General features: G+C 38.0%; 14 protein-coding genes. 11 read left to right on the top strand and 3 right to left on the bottom strand.

Annotation, left to right across the window (positions count from 1 at the left end; all coding sequences use genetic code 11):
* Positions 1 to 130: 130 nt before the first annotated feature.
* Positions 131 to 568: a peptide-methionine (R)-S-oxide reductase MsrB gene (msrB, locus tag J2Z38_RS07920; RefSeq protein WP_209774591.1), complete on the bottom strand. Its 438-nt coding sequence runs from the start codon at positions 566 to 568 to the stop codon at positions 131 to 133.
* A 105-nt stretch (positions 569 to 673) separates the two neighbouring features.
* On the opposite strand from msrB, the gene J2Z38_RS07915 reads away from it, so the two are divergent.
* The 3 genes from J2Z38_RS07915 (at position 674) to groL (ending at position 3930) form a co-directional block, all read left to right on the top strand.
* Positions 674 to 1894 (top strand): pyridoxal phosphate-dependent aminotransferase, encoded by a 1221-nt coding sequence (locus J2Z38_RS07915; protein ID WP_209774584.1) that lies wholly within the window; start codon positions 674 to 676, stop codon positions 1892 to 1894.
* A 124-nt stretch (positions 1895 to 2018) separates the two neighbouring features.
* Entirely contained in the window at positions 2019 to 2303 is a 285-nt protein-coding gene (locus J2Z38_RS07910) for a co-chaperone GroES (protein WP_209774578.1), read from the top strand.
* 10 nt (positions 2304 to 2313) lie between these two features.
* Entirely contained in the window at positions 2314 to 3930 is a 1617-nt protein-coding gene (gene groL / locus J2Z38_RS07905; protein ID WP_209774576.1) for a chaperonin GroEL, read from the top strand.
* An 897-nt stretch (positions 3931 to 4827) separates the two neighbouring features.
* Here the strand turns inward: groL and J2Z38_RS07900 are convergent.
* Positions 4828 to 5748: a lactate/malate family dehydrogenase gene (locus J2Z38_RS07900; protein WP_209774570.1), complete on the bottom strand. Its 921-nt coding sequence runs from the start codon at positions 5746 to 5748 to the stop codon at positions 4828 to 4830.
* 179 nt (positions 5749 to 5927) lie between these two features.
* On the opposite strand from J2Z38_RS07900, the gene J2Z38_RS07895 reads away from it, so the two are divergent.
* From J2Z38_RS07895 to J2Z38_RS07865, 7 genes are all read left to right on the top strand, one after another.
* The gene (locus tag J2Z38_RS07895; protein WP_209774568.1) at positions 5928 to 6305 is read left to right on the top strand and encodes a GntR family transcriptional regulator; all 378 of its coding nucleotides are present in this window, start codon (positions 5928 to 5930) and stop codon (positions 6303 to 6305) included.
* Entirely contained in the window at positions 6298 to 7392 is a 1095-nt protein-coding gene (locus J2Z38_RS07890) for a DUF1648 domain-containing protein (protein ID WP_209774566.1), read from the top strand. The genes J2Z38_RS07895 and J2Z38_RS07890 overlap by 8 nt, the downstream gene beginning before the upstream one ends.
* Before the next feature lie 148 nt (positions 7393 to 7540).
* On the top strand, positions 7541 to 8695 hold the full coding sequence (locus J2Z38_RS07885; protein ID WP_209774565.1) for an NAD(P)-dependent malic enzyme: 1155 nt from the start codon (positions 7541 to 7543) through the stop codon (positions 8693 to 8695).
* Between the two features lie 249 nt (positions 8696 to 8944).
* Positions 8945 to 9760 carry a Cof-type HAD-IIB family hydrolase gene (locus tag J2Z38_RS07880; RefSeq protein ID WP_209774563.1) on the top strand — a complete coding sequence of 272 codons (816 nt, stop codon included), beginning with the start codon at positions 8945 to 8947 and terminating at the stop codon, positions 9758 to 9760.
* Positions 9753 to 10544: an MBL fold metallo-hydrolase gene (locus J2Z38_RS07875; protein WP_209774561.1), complete on the top strand. Its 792-nt coding sequence runs from the start codon at positions 9753 to 9755 to the stop codon at positions 10542 to 10544. The genes J2Z38_RS07880 and J2Z38_RS07875 overlap by 8 nt, the downstream gene beginning before the upstream one ends.
* Positions 10541 to 11353 carry a tRNA 2-thiocytidine biosynthesis TtcA family protein gene (locus tag J2Z38_RS07870; RefSeq protein WP_209774555.1) on the top strand — a complete coding sequence of 271 codons (813 nt, stop codon included), beginning with the start codon at positions 10541 to 10543 and terminating at the stop codon, positions 11351 to 11353. The genes J2Z38_RS07875 and J2Z38_RS07870 overlap by 4 nt, the downstream gene beginning before the upstream one ends.
* Positions 11350 to 12222 (top strand): undecaprenyl-diphosphate phosphatase, encoded by an 873-nt coding sequence (locus J2Z38_RS07865; protein WP_209774554.1) that lies wholly within the window; start codon positions 11350 to 11352, stop codon positions 12220 to 12222. Before J2Z38_RS07870 ends, J2Z38_RS07865 begins: the two co-directional genes overlap by 4 nt.
* Before the next feature lie 123 nt (positions 12223 to 12345).
* Here the strand turns inward: J2Z38_RS07865 and J2Z38_RS07860 are convergent, their stop codons facing one another.
* Complete coding sequence (locus J2Z38_RS07860) at positions 12346 to 12858, bottom strand: sigma-70 family RNA polymerase sigma factor (RefSeq protein WP_209774552.1); 513 nt, start codon at positions 12856 to 12858, stop codon at positions 12346 to 12348.
* A 447-nt stretch (positions 12859 to 13305) separates the two neighbouring features.
* On the opposite strand from J2Z38_RS07860, the gene J2Z38_RS07855 reads away from it, so the two are divergent.
* A partial coding sequence (locus tag J2Z38_RS07855) for an InlB B-repeat-containing protein (RefSeq protein ID WP_233463511.1) occupies positions 13306 to 18474 on the top strand: 5169 nt, incomplete at its 3' end.

Genomic DNA, 18474 nt, shown 5'->3' with positions numbered 1-18474 from the left:
AAAATTTCCTAATTTAAAACTGTAAATGACTATTTTCCTTAATTTATCTAGGGCTTGCTTTAGTCATTAGGAAATTAAGGATTTATAAAATAAGCGAAATAAAAAGGGACTGAGAAATCAGCCCCATTTTCTATTGGAAAATTTTTAGATATTCGCCGTAGCCTTCTTCTTCGAGCTTATCTTTTGGGATAAAACGAAGAGCGGACCCGTTTATGCAATATCTTAAGCCTGTAGCTTCTTTTGGTCCGTCTGGAAAGACGTGGCCTAGGTGGCTGTCGGCTTCTTTGCTCCTGACCTCAATTCTTTTTCTCATAAGCTTGAAGTCGTCTTTTTCGGTTAGTTCGGTGCCCTCGATTGGTCTGGTAAAGGAAGGCCAACCGCAACCAGCATTGAACTTATCTTTTGATGAGAAAAGAGCTTCCCCAGAGACTATATCAACGTAAATCCCATCTTCATAAAAATCATCGTATTCTGATGAATATGGCATTTCTGTCCCACTTTCTTGGGTCACTTTGTATTGGATATCGGTTAATTTTTTCTTTAAATCTTCTTTATTATATTTAGTCATAAAATCTCCTTCTTTTTTAAATTCTTACCCAATTTGCCAGGCAAAAATCAAGTCATAAGAAAAAAATTCGGTATAATAATATAAAACCTAGTAAAGGAGAAAAGTATGACAATGACTATTAAAAAAAGCGGAAATTCTGGTCCGGATCTCGCTTTTTCAATAAATGCCAAGGTTAAAGCTGCCCAGGCTAAATTTGGCAAGGAAAATGTAATAAACGCTGTGCTTGGCACTCTTGCTAACGATGAGGGAAATATCATAGCTCTTGATTCTTTTTATAAAAGGCTTGAGACCATGGATAGGGGCCTTATCGCATCATATGCACCAATCGAGGGTGAAAAGGCCTTCAGGGAAACAGTCCTCGACCTTCTTTTTGATGATTCTAGGCCTGATGCCTATATGGAAGTAGTTTCCACACCAGGCGGGACAGGGGCCATTAGAAATGGGATTTTTTCTTATGCTGACATTGGTGATCCTGTTATTTGCCACGATTATTTTTGGCAGCCTTATCAAAAGATGTGCATTGAATTTGACAGAGACTTTAGGACCTATAATTTTTTCACCAAAAACTTTAAATTTGACCTAGAAGCCTACAAAGCTTGCCAAGACCAGGCCCTAAAAGACCACGACCGAATGGTATCTATAATCAATTCTCCAGGTAATAACCCAACCGGCTATTCGCTTTCAGATGAGGAATGGGACAGGGTTTTGGAAATTTCTAATGAAGCTGTCGCTAAGGGCAAGAAAATCACCCTAATTATAGATGTGGCCTACATCGAATTTGCAGGAAATGGAGAGCAGAAGAAATTTTTCAAGAAATTTTCAAAGCTTCCAGAAAATCTCATGGTCCTTGTTGCCTTTTCTATGTCAAAGGCCTACACAGCCTATGGGCTTAGGAGTGGGGCTGTGGTTGGGATTTCAAGTTCTAAAGAAGTTATAGATGACTTTAAGGAAGCTATGGCGACTTCTGCTAGGTGTAATTGGTCAAATGGGGTCCACGCCCCACAGCTAATCCTAGTTGACCTTGCCAAGGACGAAAACAAGGGAGAATACGATAAGGAACTCGCTTCTTTAAAGGCCATGCTTAAGGAAAGGGCAGATGTCTTTGTCAAAAAAGCGGCAGAACACAAGATAGATATAATCCCATATTTTGGTGGATTCTTTGCCTTTGTTCCAACAGATAGGGCCTTTGAGATTACAAAAAAACTTGAAAAAGAAAATATTTTTACCATTCCATCTGCCAAGGGAATTAGGATTGCCCTTTGCGCTACAAATAAAAAAGATGTGGTGAAATTAGTTGAAAGACTAGCCTTTTATATGGATAAATAAGACTTAAGCGAAAATACTCTTGAAAAAATAAATCCTATTAGTATATTATAATTAGGAGTTAGCAGTCAAAGAGTATGAGTGCTAACATAGCTATCATTATTTTATTTTCACAGGAGGAAATAATATGAATTTAAAACCAATCGGAGATAGAATTGTTATAAAAAAAGCTGAAGCAGAAAAAACTACAGCTTCTGGAATCGTCCTTCCAGAAAGTGCCCAAGAAAAACCACAATACGCACAAGTAGTTGCAATCAGCGCTGATATAGAAAATGACGAAAAGAAAAAAGACAACTTAAAAGTTGGCGATAAGGTTATTTATTCACAATACGCAGGCACAGATGTTAAACTTGACGGTGAGGAATTTATCGTAGTTAAATACAACGACATCTTGGCAGTAGTAGAAGGTTAAGGAGGAAAAAATGGCAAAAGATATTAAATTCGGTACAGACGCTAGAGACGGTCTCGAAAGAGGTATAGATAAACTTGCAAATGCAGTAAGGGTAACCCTTGGACCAAAGGGCAGAAACGTAGTTCTTGACAAGGCTTACGGTGCACCAACAATCACAAACGACGGTGTTACAATTGCAAGTGAAATTGAACTTGAAGACAGATTTGAAAATATGGGAGCCCAACTTGTAAAAGAAGTTGCAACCAAAACCAATGACGTGGCAGGTGATGGTACAACAACAGCTACAGTCCTTGCTCACTCAATCATCAAAGAAGGCCTAAAGAACCTTGCAGCAGGCGCAAACCCAATTGTTTTAAACAAGGGTCTTAAAAAAGCAACAGACGTTGTAGTTGAATATATCAAGGAAAACTCAAAAGAAGTTGAAGATAAACAAGCAATCGAAAACGTAGGAACAATTTCTTCCCAAGACCACAACATAGGCAAGCTAATCGCTGACGCTATGGAAAAAGTTGGCAATGACGGAGTAATCACAGTTGAAGAATCAAAGACAACTGACACCTACCTTGATCTCGTAGAAGGTATGCAATTTGACAAGGGCTACCTATCACCATATATGGCAACAGACAATGAAAAGATGATAGCAGAGCTTGAAGACCCATACATTTTATTAACAGACAAGAAGATTTCAAACATCCAAGAAATCCTACCACTACTAGAACAAATCGTTCAAGAATCAAGACCACTACTAATCATTGCTGACGATGTAGACGGCGAAGCCCTCACAACCCTTATCTTAAACAAATTAAGAGGAACCTTCAACGTAGTAGCAGTAAAAGCTCCTGGCTATGGTGACAGAAGAAAGGCCATGCTAGAAGATATAGCAATCCTTACAGGCGGCAAGGTAGTAAGCGAAGATCTAGGCATGGACCTAAAGGAAGCAACAATCGATATGCTTGGATCTGCCAAAAAAGTTAAGGTAGATAAAGATAACACAACAATAGTAGAAGGCAAGGGCGACAAGGATGCCCTAGCTGAAAGAGTTGAAAATATCAGAAACCAAGCAGGTAAGGAAGAAAGCGAATACGAAAAAGAAAAACTCCAAGAAAGACTAGCTAAACTTGCAGGTGGTGTTGCAGTAATAAACGTAGGTGCAGCCACAGAAACAGAAATGCAAGAGAAAAAATACAGGATTGAAGATGCCCTATCAGCAACAAGAGCCGCTGTTGAAGAAGGAATCGTAGCAGGTGGTGGAGTTGTCCTAGTAGGCGCAATCGATAAGGTAGAAGAACTTAGAGAAGGCCTAATAGGCGATGAAAAAACAGGAGCCCTAATTATAGAAAGAGCCCTAGAAGCCCCACTAAGACAAATAGTAGAAAACGCAGGTCTAGACGGATCTGTCATAGTAGAAAAAGTTAAAAACTCAGGAAAAGAAGAAGGCTACGACGCCTACGAAAACAAATTCGTAAATATGTTTGAAGCAGGAATCGTAGAACCAACCAAAGTAACAAGATCAGCCCTACAAAACGCAGTAAGCGTAGCAGGCATGATCCTAACAACAGAAGCCGCAGTAGCAGACATCCCAAAACCAGAAGCCCCAATGCCAGCCTCACAAATGCCAATGTATTAAGAGGCAGGCCCGTGCGGCCCGTAGAGCACCCTCCACGGAGTGGTCGAGCGAAGCTCGAAAGCCCGTCCGGCTAAGGGAGGAGCCCCGCAGACCGGTTCGCAGCGAAGTGAGAATGCCTTGAAGTAATTAAGAAAAACCAGGAGATTTAACTCCTGGTTTTTTAGTGCAAAATTATCTTATTATATTAAATTTAAGAATTAAAAGATTATAATAGATATGTTATCATCGCTCTCATTAGCATGAGGGGAGGTGAGTTCATGCGGAGAGTAATTGACTTCATTCTTGACGTTATAGTACAAGTACTTGGTAACTACTTGTATAAATGGCTAAACGACAAGATAGACGATGATAATTAGCCAATAAAAAAGACGAGGCCCAATCCTCGTCTTTTTTGGTAGTCCATGTTAAGTAATTGACTTCATGGTATAAGCATTATACCCACTATTTGTGGATTTTCAACCGGCTAAGGGAGGACCCCCGCAGACCGGTTCGCAGCGAGGTGAGAAGGCCTTGAAGTAATTAAGAAAAACCAGGAGATTTGACTCCTGGTTTTTTAGTACAAAATTATCTTATTATATTAAATATAATAATTAAAAGAGTATAATACATATGTTATCATCGCTCTCATTAGCATGAGGGGAGGTGAAATCATGCGATTGTTACTTGACATCATTTTTGCTGTCGTAGTACAAAGCAAGCCTCTCCGGCTCATGGAGGAGTGGTAACTATTTGTATAAGTGGCTAGAGAGCAAAATAAATAAAGATGATAACTAGCACACAAAAAGACGAGCCCTAAGCTCGTCTTTTTAGTTGGTAACACCATGCAGTTACTTGACATCATGGTTACTATTAATATACCCACTATCTGTGGATTTTCAACATTAGTACATTTTAACTTTACTTATATTTCTCCCTATTAGCCTTCAAAACTTTTTCTGAATGTTTTAGTCTTTTTAGTTCTTCATCTGTTAATTTTAGTTCGATGGCTTTTTCCATGCCGTTTTTGCCTAGGACGCATGGGGTGGATAGGTAGATGTCGTTGAGGCCGTACATGCCTTCCATTAGGGTGGCTACGAGGATTACTTTCTTCCTGTCATTAACTATGGCGTCAATCATGGAACATACTGTATTTCCTATGCCGCATTGGGTGTGGCCCTTGCCGTCTATTACCCTCCATGCCCTTTCTCTTACTAGGTTTTCTACGTCATCTCTAGAAAAGCTTGCTGGATTTTGTTTTAGATATTCGTCAAATTGTAGGTTATTAATAAAGATGTTTGACCAGGCAACAAATTGGCTTTCGCCGTGTTCGCCAAGGACAACTCCTCTTACGTCTGATGGGTCAATTTCTAAAAGTTTGCATAAGGTTGTGTTTAGTCTTGTTGTATCAAGGGCTGTACCAGATCCTATGACCCTTTCTTTTGGAAAACCACTTGCCCTGTAGACAAGATCAGCCATTAAATCGCAAGGATTGCCTACAACTATAAAGATGCCATCAAAACCTGCTGCCACAATTTCTTTGACATAGGCTTCAGTAGCGTCTTTAAACATTTCGTACTCTTCAAGCCTATCGCGGATCCCATCAAGGCTGCCTGTGGCGGTTACGATTATGTCCCTGTCTGCCATATCCTTGTATGATCCCCAACTCATTTTTACATAGTGTGGGTAGAAGCTTGACGCATCTTCAATATCCATGGCTTGGGCCTTGGCCTTTTCTTCGATTATATCATTGTATTTTATGTCAGAAGCTATTCCCATTCTTGCTGCTGTGTAGCCAACAGCGAAACCAACAGCTCCTGCACCGATTATTCCTAATTTCATATTTTCACCTCGTCAATATTATAACCCAGAAACAAAAAAACGCATAATTTTTTAACAAAGTCCTTTAAACTTTGTCAGGCAATCCGATTTTTATAAAAATAAAAAAGTTTAAAAAAACTATTTACATCTTGCTAGACTTGTTATATAATATATATAACAGTTAGGACAAAGGAGGGTTTATGTTTTTAGAAATTGATTTTAAATCTGACTTGCCAATCTATGAGCAAATCAGAAGGGGAATAATTATAGGTCTATCCAAGGGCCAAATAAATCCAGGTGACAAACTGCCTTCTGTAAGGGAGATGGCGGAAAATATTGGCATTAACCTCCACACTGTAAACAAGGCCTACAAGCTTTTGGAGGCCGACGGCGTCCTAACCATGGATCGCAGGTTTGGAAGTTTGGTTAGTGGTGAAAATCATCCGATGAAAGATTTTGACAGTGAGAAAATGGCATCAGAGCTTGATATTTTAATTGCTATTGCCAAGCTAAAGGGCCTTAGCGAGGAAGATTTTATAGATTATATTAATAAAAAATGGGAGAATAAAAATGACTGAAGCAAGATTTATAGCAATAAATTATACATTTGTCCTTGTAATGGTTGGCATAATCCAAGTCTTTGTCCAGACTTTTTCTAAAAAAGGCTACACACTTGGAGTTTCTGTCCCAAAAGATGTGAGAGGGACAGAAACAATGAAGCAAATTCTAATAGATTATAAGATAATGACTCTGACTTTGACAATTTTTCTTGGTCTTGTCCAGTATTTTGCCTCCTACCTTACAGAGTCAGTTGGCATAATTACACTCATCTTTTTTATAAGTATTGCCCTTTTGTCCTTACCTCTAATAATTTACAATAAAAATCTCAAAAATATGACACAGGGGCTAAGCCAAGACAAGAGGAAAATTATCGCCATCGACAACAATGAAGGCAAGGCTGACTTAAGGAAAATCATGTGGCTTGGCTATGGGGCATCCATTTTTGTAATTTTACTTACAAGCCTAATCTTGTTTATAAACTATGACAAAATTGCTGATACTATAATTATGCATACTGATTTCAGCGGAAATGTGACAGACGTAAGGGAGAAAACCTACCTCAATATTTTTTACCCTAGCCTAATAAGTGCAGGAATGCTTTTGATGTTTTATCTGATAAATCTCATGATTATCAAGGTAAGGCCAAGGATTTCAAAAGAGAATCCAGAAAAATCTTTGGCAAATAATTTGAAATCTAAGAAAGTATGGACCTATTATTTAATAATAAATGCCTTTGTCATGACCCTGCTTTTTGAAATAGGCCTTAGTATTTTTTCTATTAAAAACTCTAGTCTACCCCTATACATCCTAACTGCCCTTAGCATTATCCTATCAATCGGAGGCGTTATATACATTGGAATCAAGGTAGGAACTGACGGTTCAAGACTTGATAAGATGGAAGATTTTTCCTTTGAGGAAGACGACAAGTATTGGATTTTGGGAGCTGGTTTTTATAATAATCCCGATGACCCAGCCATTTTTGTGCCGAAAAGAGTGGGAGTTGGCTATACAATTAATATAGGTAGGCCTTTGGGCAAGTTTATATTAATTCTAACCTTTGCCATCCTTATCTTTTCTCTAGTTTCCATGTTTATATTTAAATAAAATTCTAATTTCCTCCTTGCGGGTAAAGCAGGGAGGATTTTTTATACAATAATTCACATTTCACATTGTTAAATAATTGGTATAAAATTTCACAAATCTATGTTATAATTGAATAAGAAAAGGATTTTATAGATAGGGAGGAAATCTTATGGATGTTTATCAAATAGCACTCAAAAAACATGAAGAATGGCAGGGCAAGGTTGCAACAGAGGTTAAGGCCAAAGTTTTAAATGCAGAAGACCTAACCTACGCCTACACACCAGGCGTGGCAGAGCCTTGCAGGAAAATCCACGAAGACGAAGCCAAGGCCTACATCTACACCTCAAAGGCAAACACAATCGCAGTTGTTTCTGATGGTTCAGCTGTACTTGGCCTTGGCAATATTGGACCAAAGGCAGCCATGCCAGTTATGGAAGGTAAGGCGGTTCTATTTAAGGAATTTGGCGATGTAAATGCAGTGCCAATCGTCCTTGACACCCAAGATGCCGACGAGATTATTGAAACAGTCAAAAATATCGCGCCAGGATTTGGAGGAATCAATCTTGAGGATATTTCTTCACCAAGGTGTGTTTATATAGAAAACAAACTCAAGGAAATCCTTGATATTCCAGTCTTCCACGACGATCAACACGGCACAGCCATTGTAACTGTGGCAGCTTTGATAAATGCCCTAAAGGTTGTTGGTAAAAAGGCAGAAGACATCAAAGTTCTTGTTTCAGGTGCAGGTGCGGCAGGCTATTCTATCACCAAACTTCTTTTAGATTTGGGAGTTAAAAACATAATCGCTTGTGATTCTAGGGGTACTATCAATAAAACCCACCTAGAAGGTTCAAACCCTGTTAAAGCTGAACTTGCAAAGATTACTAACGAAGAAAACCTCGTAGGCAGCCTCAAAGAAGCCATCAAGGGTTGTGATGTATTCGTTGGAGTGTCTGCTCCTGGTGTTATTGACGAAAATGACATCAAAAATATGGCAGCCGACCCAATTGTCTTTGCCATGGCAAACCCAGTGCCAGAAATCGACCCAGCCCTAGCCAAGGAAGCTGGTGCCAAGGTTGTTGCCACAGGTAGGTCAGATTTCCCTAACCAAATCAACAACGTCCTAGCCTTCCCAGGTATATTTAGAGGGGCCCTTGATGTCCACGCAGAAGAAATCACAGACGCCATGAAACTTGCCGCAGCCAAGGCTTTGGCAAAACTTGTAAGCGAAGATAAACTACAAGCCGACTACGTAATCCCAGGCGCCTTCGAAGAAGGCGTAGCAGATGCAGTTGCCAAGGCTGTAAAGGCTGAAATCAAGTAGACAAAACTTTTAAAGCAAGAAGGGAAATGTTCGGTTGAAATTTCCTGACACCTTTCGTCACCCCCGCGCGTCCATTCGACGACCGGAGGGAGGAGAAATCCTATAAAGCCGAGACTATGTAAAATATCAATCTTCAAATATCAGACCACCCCAAGCGGGGTGGTTTTTATGTCCCTTTTTAAATTGAATCCAAGCCCTAAGTCTAGTAAAATAATAGGAGTTTGAGAGAAGAAAAAGAAAGTGGATTTAATGAAAAAAGATATAAAATTAATAGCGTTTGACATAGACGGAACAATTTTAACCAAAGATGGTAGAGTCTTGATTGAAAATAAAAATATAATAAAAGACTTGAAAGAAAGAGGTATAAAAATAGTTCTCTGCACTGGCAGAAATTTTAGCGGGTTTTATTGGATAAGACAAGAGCTAGATTTGATGGGATATGATGATTATTCAATTACTTGCACAGGCGCATTTATTAGGCAAAATGCTACTGGTAAGGCTATTTTAACAAAAGCTTTATCTAAGGATGATATGAAAAAAATAGAGATGATGCTGGATGATAAAGACATACAATATGTTATTCATACTAGGGACATTTTGTATAATAAAAATGAGAATCCAAATCAAGCATTTTTTAAGGATCAAAAGCTAGTTATGATGCCTTGGCTTAAATATGAGAGTATTGATGACATAAAGGATGATTTGGCAAGGGCTTGTTTTATTGGCGATAAAGAAAAAATCGATGACTTTGAAAAAAGACACAAAAATGATTTTATAAATATCTATAAATACATGAGAAATGAAAAAACAATTATCGAAATTTTGCATAAAGATGCTGGGAAATCAGAAACTCTTAGAGACCTAGCGAAAATGCTAGACATACAAATGGATCAGGTCATGTATTTTGGCGACGGTGCAAATGACGTAAAATCCCTAAAGGCTGTGGGAGTTGGAGTTGCTATGGGTAATGCTGGCGATGTCACAAAAGAGGCCGCTGATTTTGTAATTGGCACCAATGATACTCCAGCCATTGCAGAATTTTTGAGAGAATATTTTAATGACTAAATTTGTAGTTTTATCGTCAGGCTCTTCTGGAAATTCTGTATTTATAGACCACAACGGGACAAAAATCTTGGTTGATGCTGGCTTTTCTGGCAGGCAAATCGAAAGGCTACTCGAAAGCGTAGGCGAATCTGCCACAAGACTTGACGGAATTTTCCTAACCCACGAGCACGCCGACCATGCCAAGGGTGCAGCAGTCCTTGCCAAGAGGTTTAAAATCCCGCTTTATGCCAACAGAGGGACCTGGAAGGCCATCCTTCCAAAAACTAAGAATTTCAAGGAAGAACTCATAGGAGAATTTAAGTCCAACGAGTTTTTAAATTTTAAATCCATGGATATTTATCCAATCTCAACCTACCATGATGCCAATGAGCCGGTAGGTTTTATACTTTACCTAGGCAACAAAAAAATCACCCTCCTCACAGATACAGGTGTCATCGACGATAAGATTGCCTACCATATCAAGGGGTCAGACATTTATTACCTCGAGGCCAACCACGACCTCGAGGCCCTAAAAATTGGTCCTTATCCTTATAATTTAAAACTCAGAGTTATGGGCAAGATGGGCCATTTGTCAAACGATCAGGCCGCAGAAATCCTAGGTGACGCCTTAGAAGGCAGGGGAGAAGCTGTCTTTCTATCCCATTTATCAACCACAAACAACACCGAAGAATTATCCAAAATTACAGTCGAGACCTACCTAAAAAGCCTAGGTCTTGATACCGACAAGGATATATCTCTCGAAGTGTCCAAAAGATACGAACCATCAAGGAAAATCATACTATGACAGACATAAAAGAAATTGAAAAATCACTTATTAAAAAATATAGGAAAGAAATCTGGTCGCCCTTTATCAAGGCCGTCAAGGAATTTAATTTAATCGAAGAAGGCGACAAGGTTGGAGTTGCCATATCTGGCGGTAAGGATTCATTAATTCTCGCCAAACTCATCGAGGAACTCCACAAACATTCACCGGTAAACTTCGACGTAGAATACCTATGTATGAACCCAGGTTATGACGAGGAAAACCTCAATTTACTAAAGGAAAACCTAGCCTATCTTGGGATTCCAGCCAAGATTTACGACTCAAGAGTCTTTGATATTTCAGAAACCCTAGCTGATGGTGGCAATCCTTGTTATCTTTGCGCCAGGATGCGTAGGGGCTTTCTCTATGCCAAGGCAAAAGAACTTGGTTGCAACAAACTCGCCTTGGGCCACCACCTAAACGACGTAATCGAAACAATCATGATTAACGTCCTCTATGCTGGCAATTACAAGACAATGAAGCCAAAACTCACCGCCCAAAATTTTGATGACATGGTTTTAATCAGGCCTCTTTATTACCTGAGGGAAGACGACATCAAAAGGTGGAGAGATTTTGCGGAATTAAGGGCTCTCGATTGTGCCTGCACAGTCACCAAATCGAGTGAATCCCACACCAGAAAAAAGGTCAAAGAACTCATAGGAGAGATAAGGAAAGATAATCCAAATGTGGAAATGTCTATCCTAAGATCATCAGAAAATGTCAACTGCGACATGGTCCTAGCCTACCAAATAAATGGCGAAAAACACTCATTCATGGAGGAATTTAAATGATAATCGACCTATTAAAAGTCCTAATTTTATCAATAGTAGAAGGGGTTACAGAATTTTTGCCTGTTTCATCCACAGGTCATCTTATCCTTGTAAACCAATTTGTAAAACTCGAACCAGAAGGATTTTCCAACGCCTTTAACGTAATCATCCAACTAGGAGCCATCCTATCTGTGGTTGTCCTTTACTTTGAAAGGCTAAATCCTTGGACTAAGTCAAATATTAGGCTTCCAAAAAATTATGATGACTTAAACCGCCAATCAAAGGCATATTTTATCCTGACCCACCCAGATAAGAAAACTATCAACTTGTGGCTAAAAGTCATAGTCGGAGTCCTACCAGCCATGGTACTAGGCCTCTTATTTGACGACTTGATTGACGCATATCTTTTCAATCCAATGACCGTAGCCGCCATGCTCTTTCTTTGGGGTCTAATTATAATTTTCGTAGAAAAATTAAACAAAAATATCAAATACGAATCCCTTGCAGATGTCCCATACACCACAATATTGATGATAGGATTTTTCCAATGCCTTGCCATGGTCCCAGGCACATCAAGGTCCGCCGCAACAATCATTGGCGCCATGGTCCTAGGCCTATCAAGGCCAGCCGCAGCAGAATTTTCCTTCTTCCTAGCCATTCCAACCATGCTTGGAGCGACACTTTTAAAACTCGTCAAAAACCTAGGAGGATTTTCTGGATATGAATGGGTATTAATCCTAATCGGCATGGTACTATCCTTTATAGTGGCCTTTGTTGTAATCAAAAAATTCCTAGCCTACGTCAAAAAACACGACTTCATCCCATTTGGAATTTACAGGATAATCCTTGCAGCAGTGGTCTTTCTTTATTTTATAATAGTAAATAAATAATAGTAAACAAAACGGTAGTCAAATACCGTTTTTTTCGTGGTGTAAAAACCATCATAAAATAATTAAGACTCTTAAACCTTATGAATTCTGGGCCAGGATATATGAAGGAGGATAATAAATAAACTACTTGTCCTTCTCCATCATCTCTCTCAATTTTCTAAGGGCTAGAGTATGCCTATTCCTAATAGTTTTGGCAGATAAGCCCATAATTTCGCCAATTTTTTTGTCAGAGAGATTTTCCCAATATTTTAACTTTATTATCAAAACATCCTTCTTATCAAGGCTTTTTACCTTGGCATAGAGATCCTTATATTTTTCCTTATTAAAAAAATCATCCTCAATATCATCATCACTTACAAGGTCATCTTTGAGACTATTTCCATTTCCGCCCTCATCATCAAGGGAAATTGGACTTTTCTTCTTGGCCTTGTCCCAAAAATAATAATTGAGATGGTGCTTTAGGAAATTCCCAAAAGTCCCTTGGGTCTCATCATAGGCGAGGATAGCCTCAATCAAAACCATCTTGGCCTCATCAATGGCTTCTTCAGTATCAAATTTATCAAATCTCCTCACAGTCGCATAAATCAGCGGCATATAATCCGCCATAATCCTTTCTGCATTGTCAATATTAATCATAATCTAATCCTCATTTCTAAAAATATTCATCTCGAGATTAGGTCTATGATAATACAAATTAAGCTAAATGTTTAATTAGATAAAGCGAGCTTAAATCCGATGAAATCAAGTAAAATGCCTTTGGTTTTAGAAAAAAAACTATAAAAACCTTTAAAGTAAAAAAATGAAGATTATTAAAATTAGATGGATGTAGTTTTTTTAACAAATATTTATTCAAATTTCGCTGCGTTTATGCACAAAACCCACAATTAATACATAATTAATCACAAGGAGGAGGAAAACATTCTAAAAATACATACATTTTTTAGTTTTATTGAAAAAGAAAAGTTTGAAAAACTAATAAAATTGAAAAATTGACTATAAAATGTATGATGAATATAAGACTTTAGTTAATAACGGGGGATTGTCCCTATTTATTATGAGAAAGTAGAAAGAGAGGTTTTTATTTTGAACGACAAAATATTGATGAAGGAAATAATCGAGCAAAGAAAGCTCAAAGGGTCCTTAAGAAAACCAAAATATGCAACAAGAAAACTATCCATCGGTTTAGTATCTTGCATGCTAGGCTTTAGCCTCATTGTATCACCAGTTGATACATGGGCAGAGGAAGCAGATTTTCAAGCTGGACTAGAAGAACGAGCCAATGCTGAATCTTCAGAAGAATCAATCTTCTCAAAAGAACAAAAGCAAAAATTACTAGATGCAAAATTCACAGAAGATGAAATCAAAGATCTAGAAAATGAGGCAAAAGAAAAAAAGGCCAAAGAAGGAGTACTTTTTGACCTTGATGAATTTATTGATAAAGCCATAGCCGATAAAGAAAACCAAGGCGAAGAATCTAGCGATAAAGAAGATCAAGGCCTAGAATTTGGTGATGAAGTAAAACCAGAAGCAGTAGGTGAACATAATGACTCTGGAGAGGAAGTTGACGCCCTATCAAGCGCAACATACTACAACAAAGCAAACTGGGAAAATAAGATCAAAGATAAGTCTCGTTGGAAGGTTGGCGATAATCAAACACTTGTAAGAGTTACTACATCAGAACCAGTTCAAATGAACGACATCGACTACGATGGTAACTTTGTTGATGCCAACGGCAGAACTGTACTTAGAATGGTTTACAAGGAAAAAGGCGGAGCAGCCACAGGTGTTTGGTACAGAGCTATATTTAACTTTGGAGACCTTGACCAATACATCGACTACGACAAGTCCTACATGGTTGGTGTAAATATCGCAGGTAACGAAGCTAAAACGGGCAAACTAGATCCATTTAATAAGGGCAAGGAGAGAATTGTTAACCTAGGTTTATTGAGAGGGGACTTAACAAATCAAAGAAAGAATCTTCCTATCAACCTAGTTTTAAAAGAAGGCGTTACAATTGACCAATTAGGTCAAAAGAACTACATTGTTCAAATGAGACTTACTGACGATAATGGTAAAAAAATCTATGCTTATGCTCCAAAGGGAACATCCATGGACTATTCAACTTATACCAAGACAACATCAGTTTCTCTTGAAGATAAGGTGAACAGACTATTTATTAAGGGTGGCTACCAAAAAGATGGCAATAATGCAACTGTTCAAGAATTCGTTATGTCCGAATTTATTGCCAATCCAGAGCAATATGATGACAAGTCTAATCTAGGTATAATCAGAACTCAATATACAGGTCAAAGAGCTGGAAGTGCCGCTTCACCTACAGTAGGCGGACAACCAATTGCCTTTACCCAAGCTTTTGATGCAAATCTTCTTAACTATCTAAAACCTGATAAAGATGGCAAGGTTGCCTATGTAACTGTTTATGAAAATACAAGACTTAAGTCAAAATGGTCAAAAAGAGTAGGCATTACGCTAGATGACTTCAATAAATCTGCAGATGGTAAGCTTGCCTACCTAGTTATAGGCACTAAAGACTTCCAAAAAGATGGAGTTAAGAAAGTTGAGATTCCACAACACGACCAACACACAATGATACTAGGATTCTACATCACTGGTATTGATTATGTTGTAGACAAGGGTAAGTTTGAAGACACCTTTGCAGGTAGAACTGCCGGTATCGATAAAACTAGAAAGCTTAATTACTCTATGATAACCGGTTGGACCAATCCAAATAATGACGGATGGGTTGTTTATGAAAAAACATACGAAGATGGCTATACAGCTCAAGAAGGCGAATCTTATATAATCGATACTACAGAAGACCCAGCAGATAAGCAAATAATGCTTCAAATCGGTAACGAAGATGCAATCATTAGAAAGCAACAAGGCTACTATTCTTACTATATATCTGGTAGTAAGGGTATTGAAACCATCGAAAGATATGCAAATGGTATCTTTAAGTTTGACCTTAGAGAAGGTGCTACTGTAAAGCCTGGAGATAAGATAAAAGTTTACATGCCATATGCAAAAAACCATGACAAGACTGTAAACTTCCTTGAAATCCACAACGGAACTAAGCTAAACGAAGGTGGGGCAACACTAACCTTACAAAAAGATAGAAATATCAATATGCACCTTTATAAGCAAGGTAATAAAGGTTACTACATTTTAAAATACACCCTTGCAAATGGAACACTGGGCGAAAAGAAATTTGAACCAAAAGGATTATGGAAATTTGACAATAAAGACAAGGTTATGGACCCAGGTACAAATGCACTAACTGGTTCATCAGGTGGTAACTTCTATATCAACACAAAGAATTTAAAATCGGGCACAGACATCATTGTTGAATCCTATGATGAGAGTGGCAATAAAATTGATGATCAAACATCTTGGTTCAAGTATAGACCTCTAGAAAAAGCTCAAGATACTGTTAAGGAACTTACATGGACTGACTCCTCAGACAAATCATCCATCCTTTCTATTAACAAGTCGCTCTATACTCCATATCAAATGATATTTACAAATGATTATGCAGATGGAACAGATGACTTCTATAAGGATCCAAGAGTTTTGCCAGCCGACAATGATAAGTTTAATACTGATACAACAAGTTTTGTTGGTTATACAAAGTATGACGGCGGCAAGATAAGAACAGTTTATGATAGTAAAACTAATAAACTTTATGCAAAAGTTCAAGCTGCTGAAAACGTATATGATAAAGATGGTAATTTAGTTGGCCAAGATTTGAGGAAGAAGATTCTTATTCCGAAGACTGATATCTTTGATGCACAATTTGCAGAAGATAAAAAAGAATACTTAGCTTATGAATATTTGGTAGATTTAACAAAGATGCTTCCTTATCATTCAGATGATAAGACTGAAACAAAGCTTGAACTTAAAAAGGATATGAAATTTGTTTCAAGTGCATCAGACGGTTCATCACTACCATCTGACCTATTAGAAACAAGAGTTAGAGCAAGAGTATTGTTCGATGCAAATACTGGTAGCTTTGCTGATGGTAAAAAGAAAGCTGTAAAAATAGCACCAGACAACATTAATTTCTACGACCAAGAAGACTACAAACCTAATGGTTTTGAAGGTGCAAATGTTAAAAAAGGTACTGGTGATAAATTTGCAGATGTACCAAAATTAGAAGGAAAGAACTTCTTAGGTTGGGTTACAGAAGCAGGTAAGACAGCACTAGGCGGCAAGGCAGTCGTTACAGCTGATGAATTTAATAAACTATCAAAAGATAAAATCTTTACTAATGAAACACCAATAGAAAAACACTTGGTTGTTTACGCTGTTTATTCAGATGAATTAACAGTAACATTTGATGCAAATCAAGGTAGGTTTACTGACGGCAAGGACACAACTGGTGTTAAGGTTGAAAATGGAAGCGTAACAGCACCTACACCAACAAGAGATGAATTCACATTCAAGGGTTGGGCAGATAAGAAAGATGCTAAAGAAGCAAATGTTACAGATTTTACAAATATCACAGAACCAAAAACTTATTATGCAGTTTGGGAAAGAACTGATAAAACTCCTTTAACTTTAAATGAACCAGAAAAGACAGTAGTAAAAGATAAAACATCATTAACAGAAAAAGAACAAGAAGCTGTTGAAGCTGCTGTTATTAAAGCAAACCCAGACTTAAATTTAACAAAAGCAGATGTTGTAGTTGATGATGACGGTACAGTACATGTTACAAAAGATGGAAAGACTGGAACAATACCAAAAGAAAAGACAGTTGAACAAAAAGAAGTTCAAAACGAATTCAAACCACCAAAGGAACCAGTGAAGGTTGATAATGCAAAAGCATTAACTGATAAGGAAAAACAAGCTGTTAAGGACGCAATCAAGGCAGCAAATCCGGACAGATACTTTACAGATGACGACATTACAGTAAATGATGACGGATCTGTAAAAATTAACCAAAACGGTAAGACAGGTTCATTTACACCTGCTCAAACAGTTGTACAAAAAGATACAATTCTTGATTTGACTGCTCCAGAAAAAACTGAAGTAAAAGATGTAACAGACTTAAAACAAGAAGAAAGAGAAAAAGTTGCTGAAGCAGTTAAACAAAAGAACAATTTACCGGACACAGCAAAAATTGACGTTGACAATAAGGGTAATGTAACAGTTACAGATGGTACTAAGACAGGCAAACTAGAAGGTAAAGACACAGTTAAACCATTTGACAGAGCTGGCAAAGAATTAAAGGATCCAGCAATAACAAAAGTTGCTGATACAAATAATCTCACAAATACAGAAAAACAAGCTGTAAAAGATGCTGTTAAGGCAGCAAACCCAGACTTAGATTTTACAGACGACGAAATTCAAGTTGCTGATAATGGTGAAGTCACAGTACCAATGGGAACAGCTGGCGATAAAACTATTGCAGCTGATAAGACTGTTAGACAAGCTGACCCTAGCGACAAAAAAATTCCTTTAAAAGCACCAGAAAAAACAGAAGTTGCAGATAAGTCACACTTAACAGATACAGAAAAGAAAGCTGTTGAAGACGCAGTTAGAAAAGTCAATACAGATTTACCATCTGATGCTAACATCGTAGTTTCTGATGACGGAGCTGTAATAGTAACACAAGGAACTGGCGACAATCAAAAAGTTGGAAATCTTTCACAAGATGATACAGTTATTGAAAAACTTAAAGCACCAACAGTAGAAGCAGTAGCTGATGGTAGTGTAAAAGTTATACCAAATAATAAAGAATCTGATACACTAGAAATATCATTTGGAGATCCAGCAACAAATGTTACAGCAACAAAAGGTGCAGATGGCAAGTGGACATTGCCAGAAGGCACAGACCCATCAATAAAGATAGAAAAAGAAACTGGTATAGTAATAATCCCAGCAAGCAAACTATCTAAGGGTGAAGAAGTAAAAGCAACAGAAAAAGCAGGCGAACAAGTATCACCAGAAGCTAAAGCAAACTCAAACGACACAACTCCACCAAAAGCACCAAAAGTAGAAGCAAAAGACGATGGCAGCGTAACAGTAACCCCACCAACAGATGCAGATACAAAAGAAGTTTCTGTAACCTACACACCAGAAGGATCAAAAGATCCAGTAACAGTTACAGCAACAAAAGGTGACGATGGAAAATGGAAACTACCAGAAAACGCACCAGAAGGCGTAACAGTAGATCCAGCAACAGGAAAAATTACAATTCCAGCAGACAAGGTAGCTGATAAGACAACTGTAACA

This window comes from Anaerococcus degeneri, from assembly GCF_017874475.1.
GTDB classification, from domain to species: Bacteria; Bacillota; Clostridia; order Tissierellales; family Peptoniphilaceae; genus Anaerococcus; species Anaerococcus degeneri.
The sequence above is the reverse complement of the archived record's forward strand: the minus strand, read 5'-3'. Positions and strand labels throughout refer to the sequence as shown.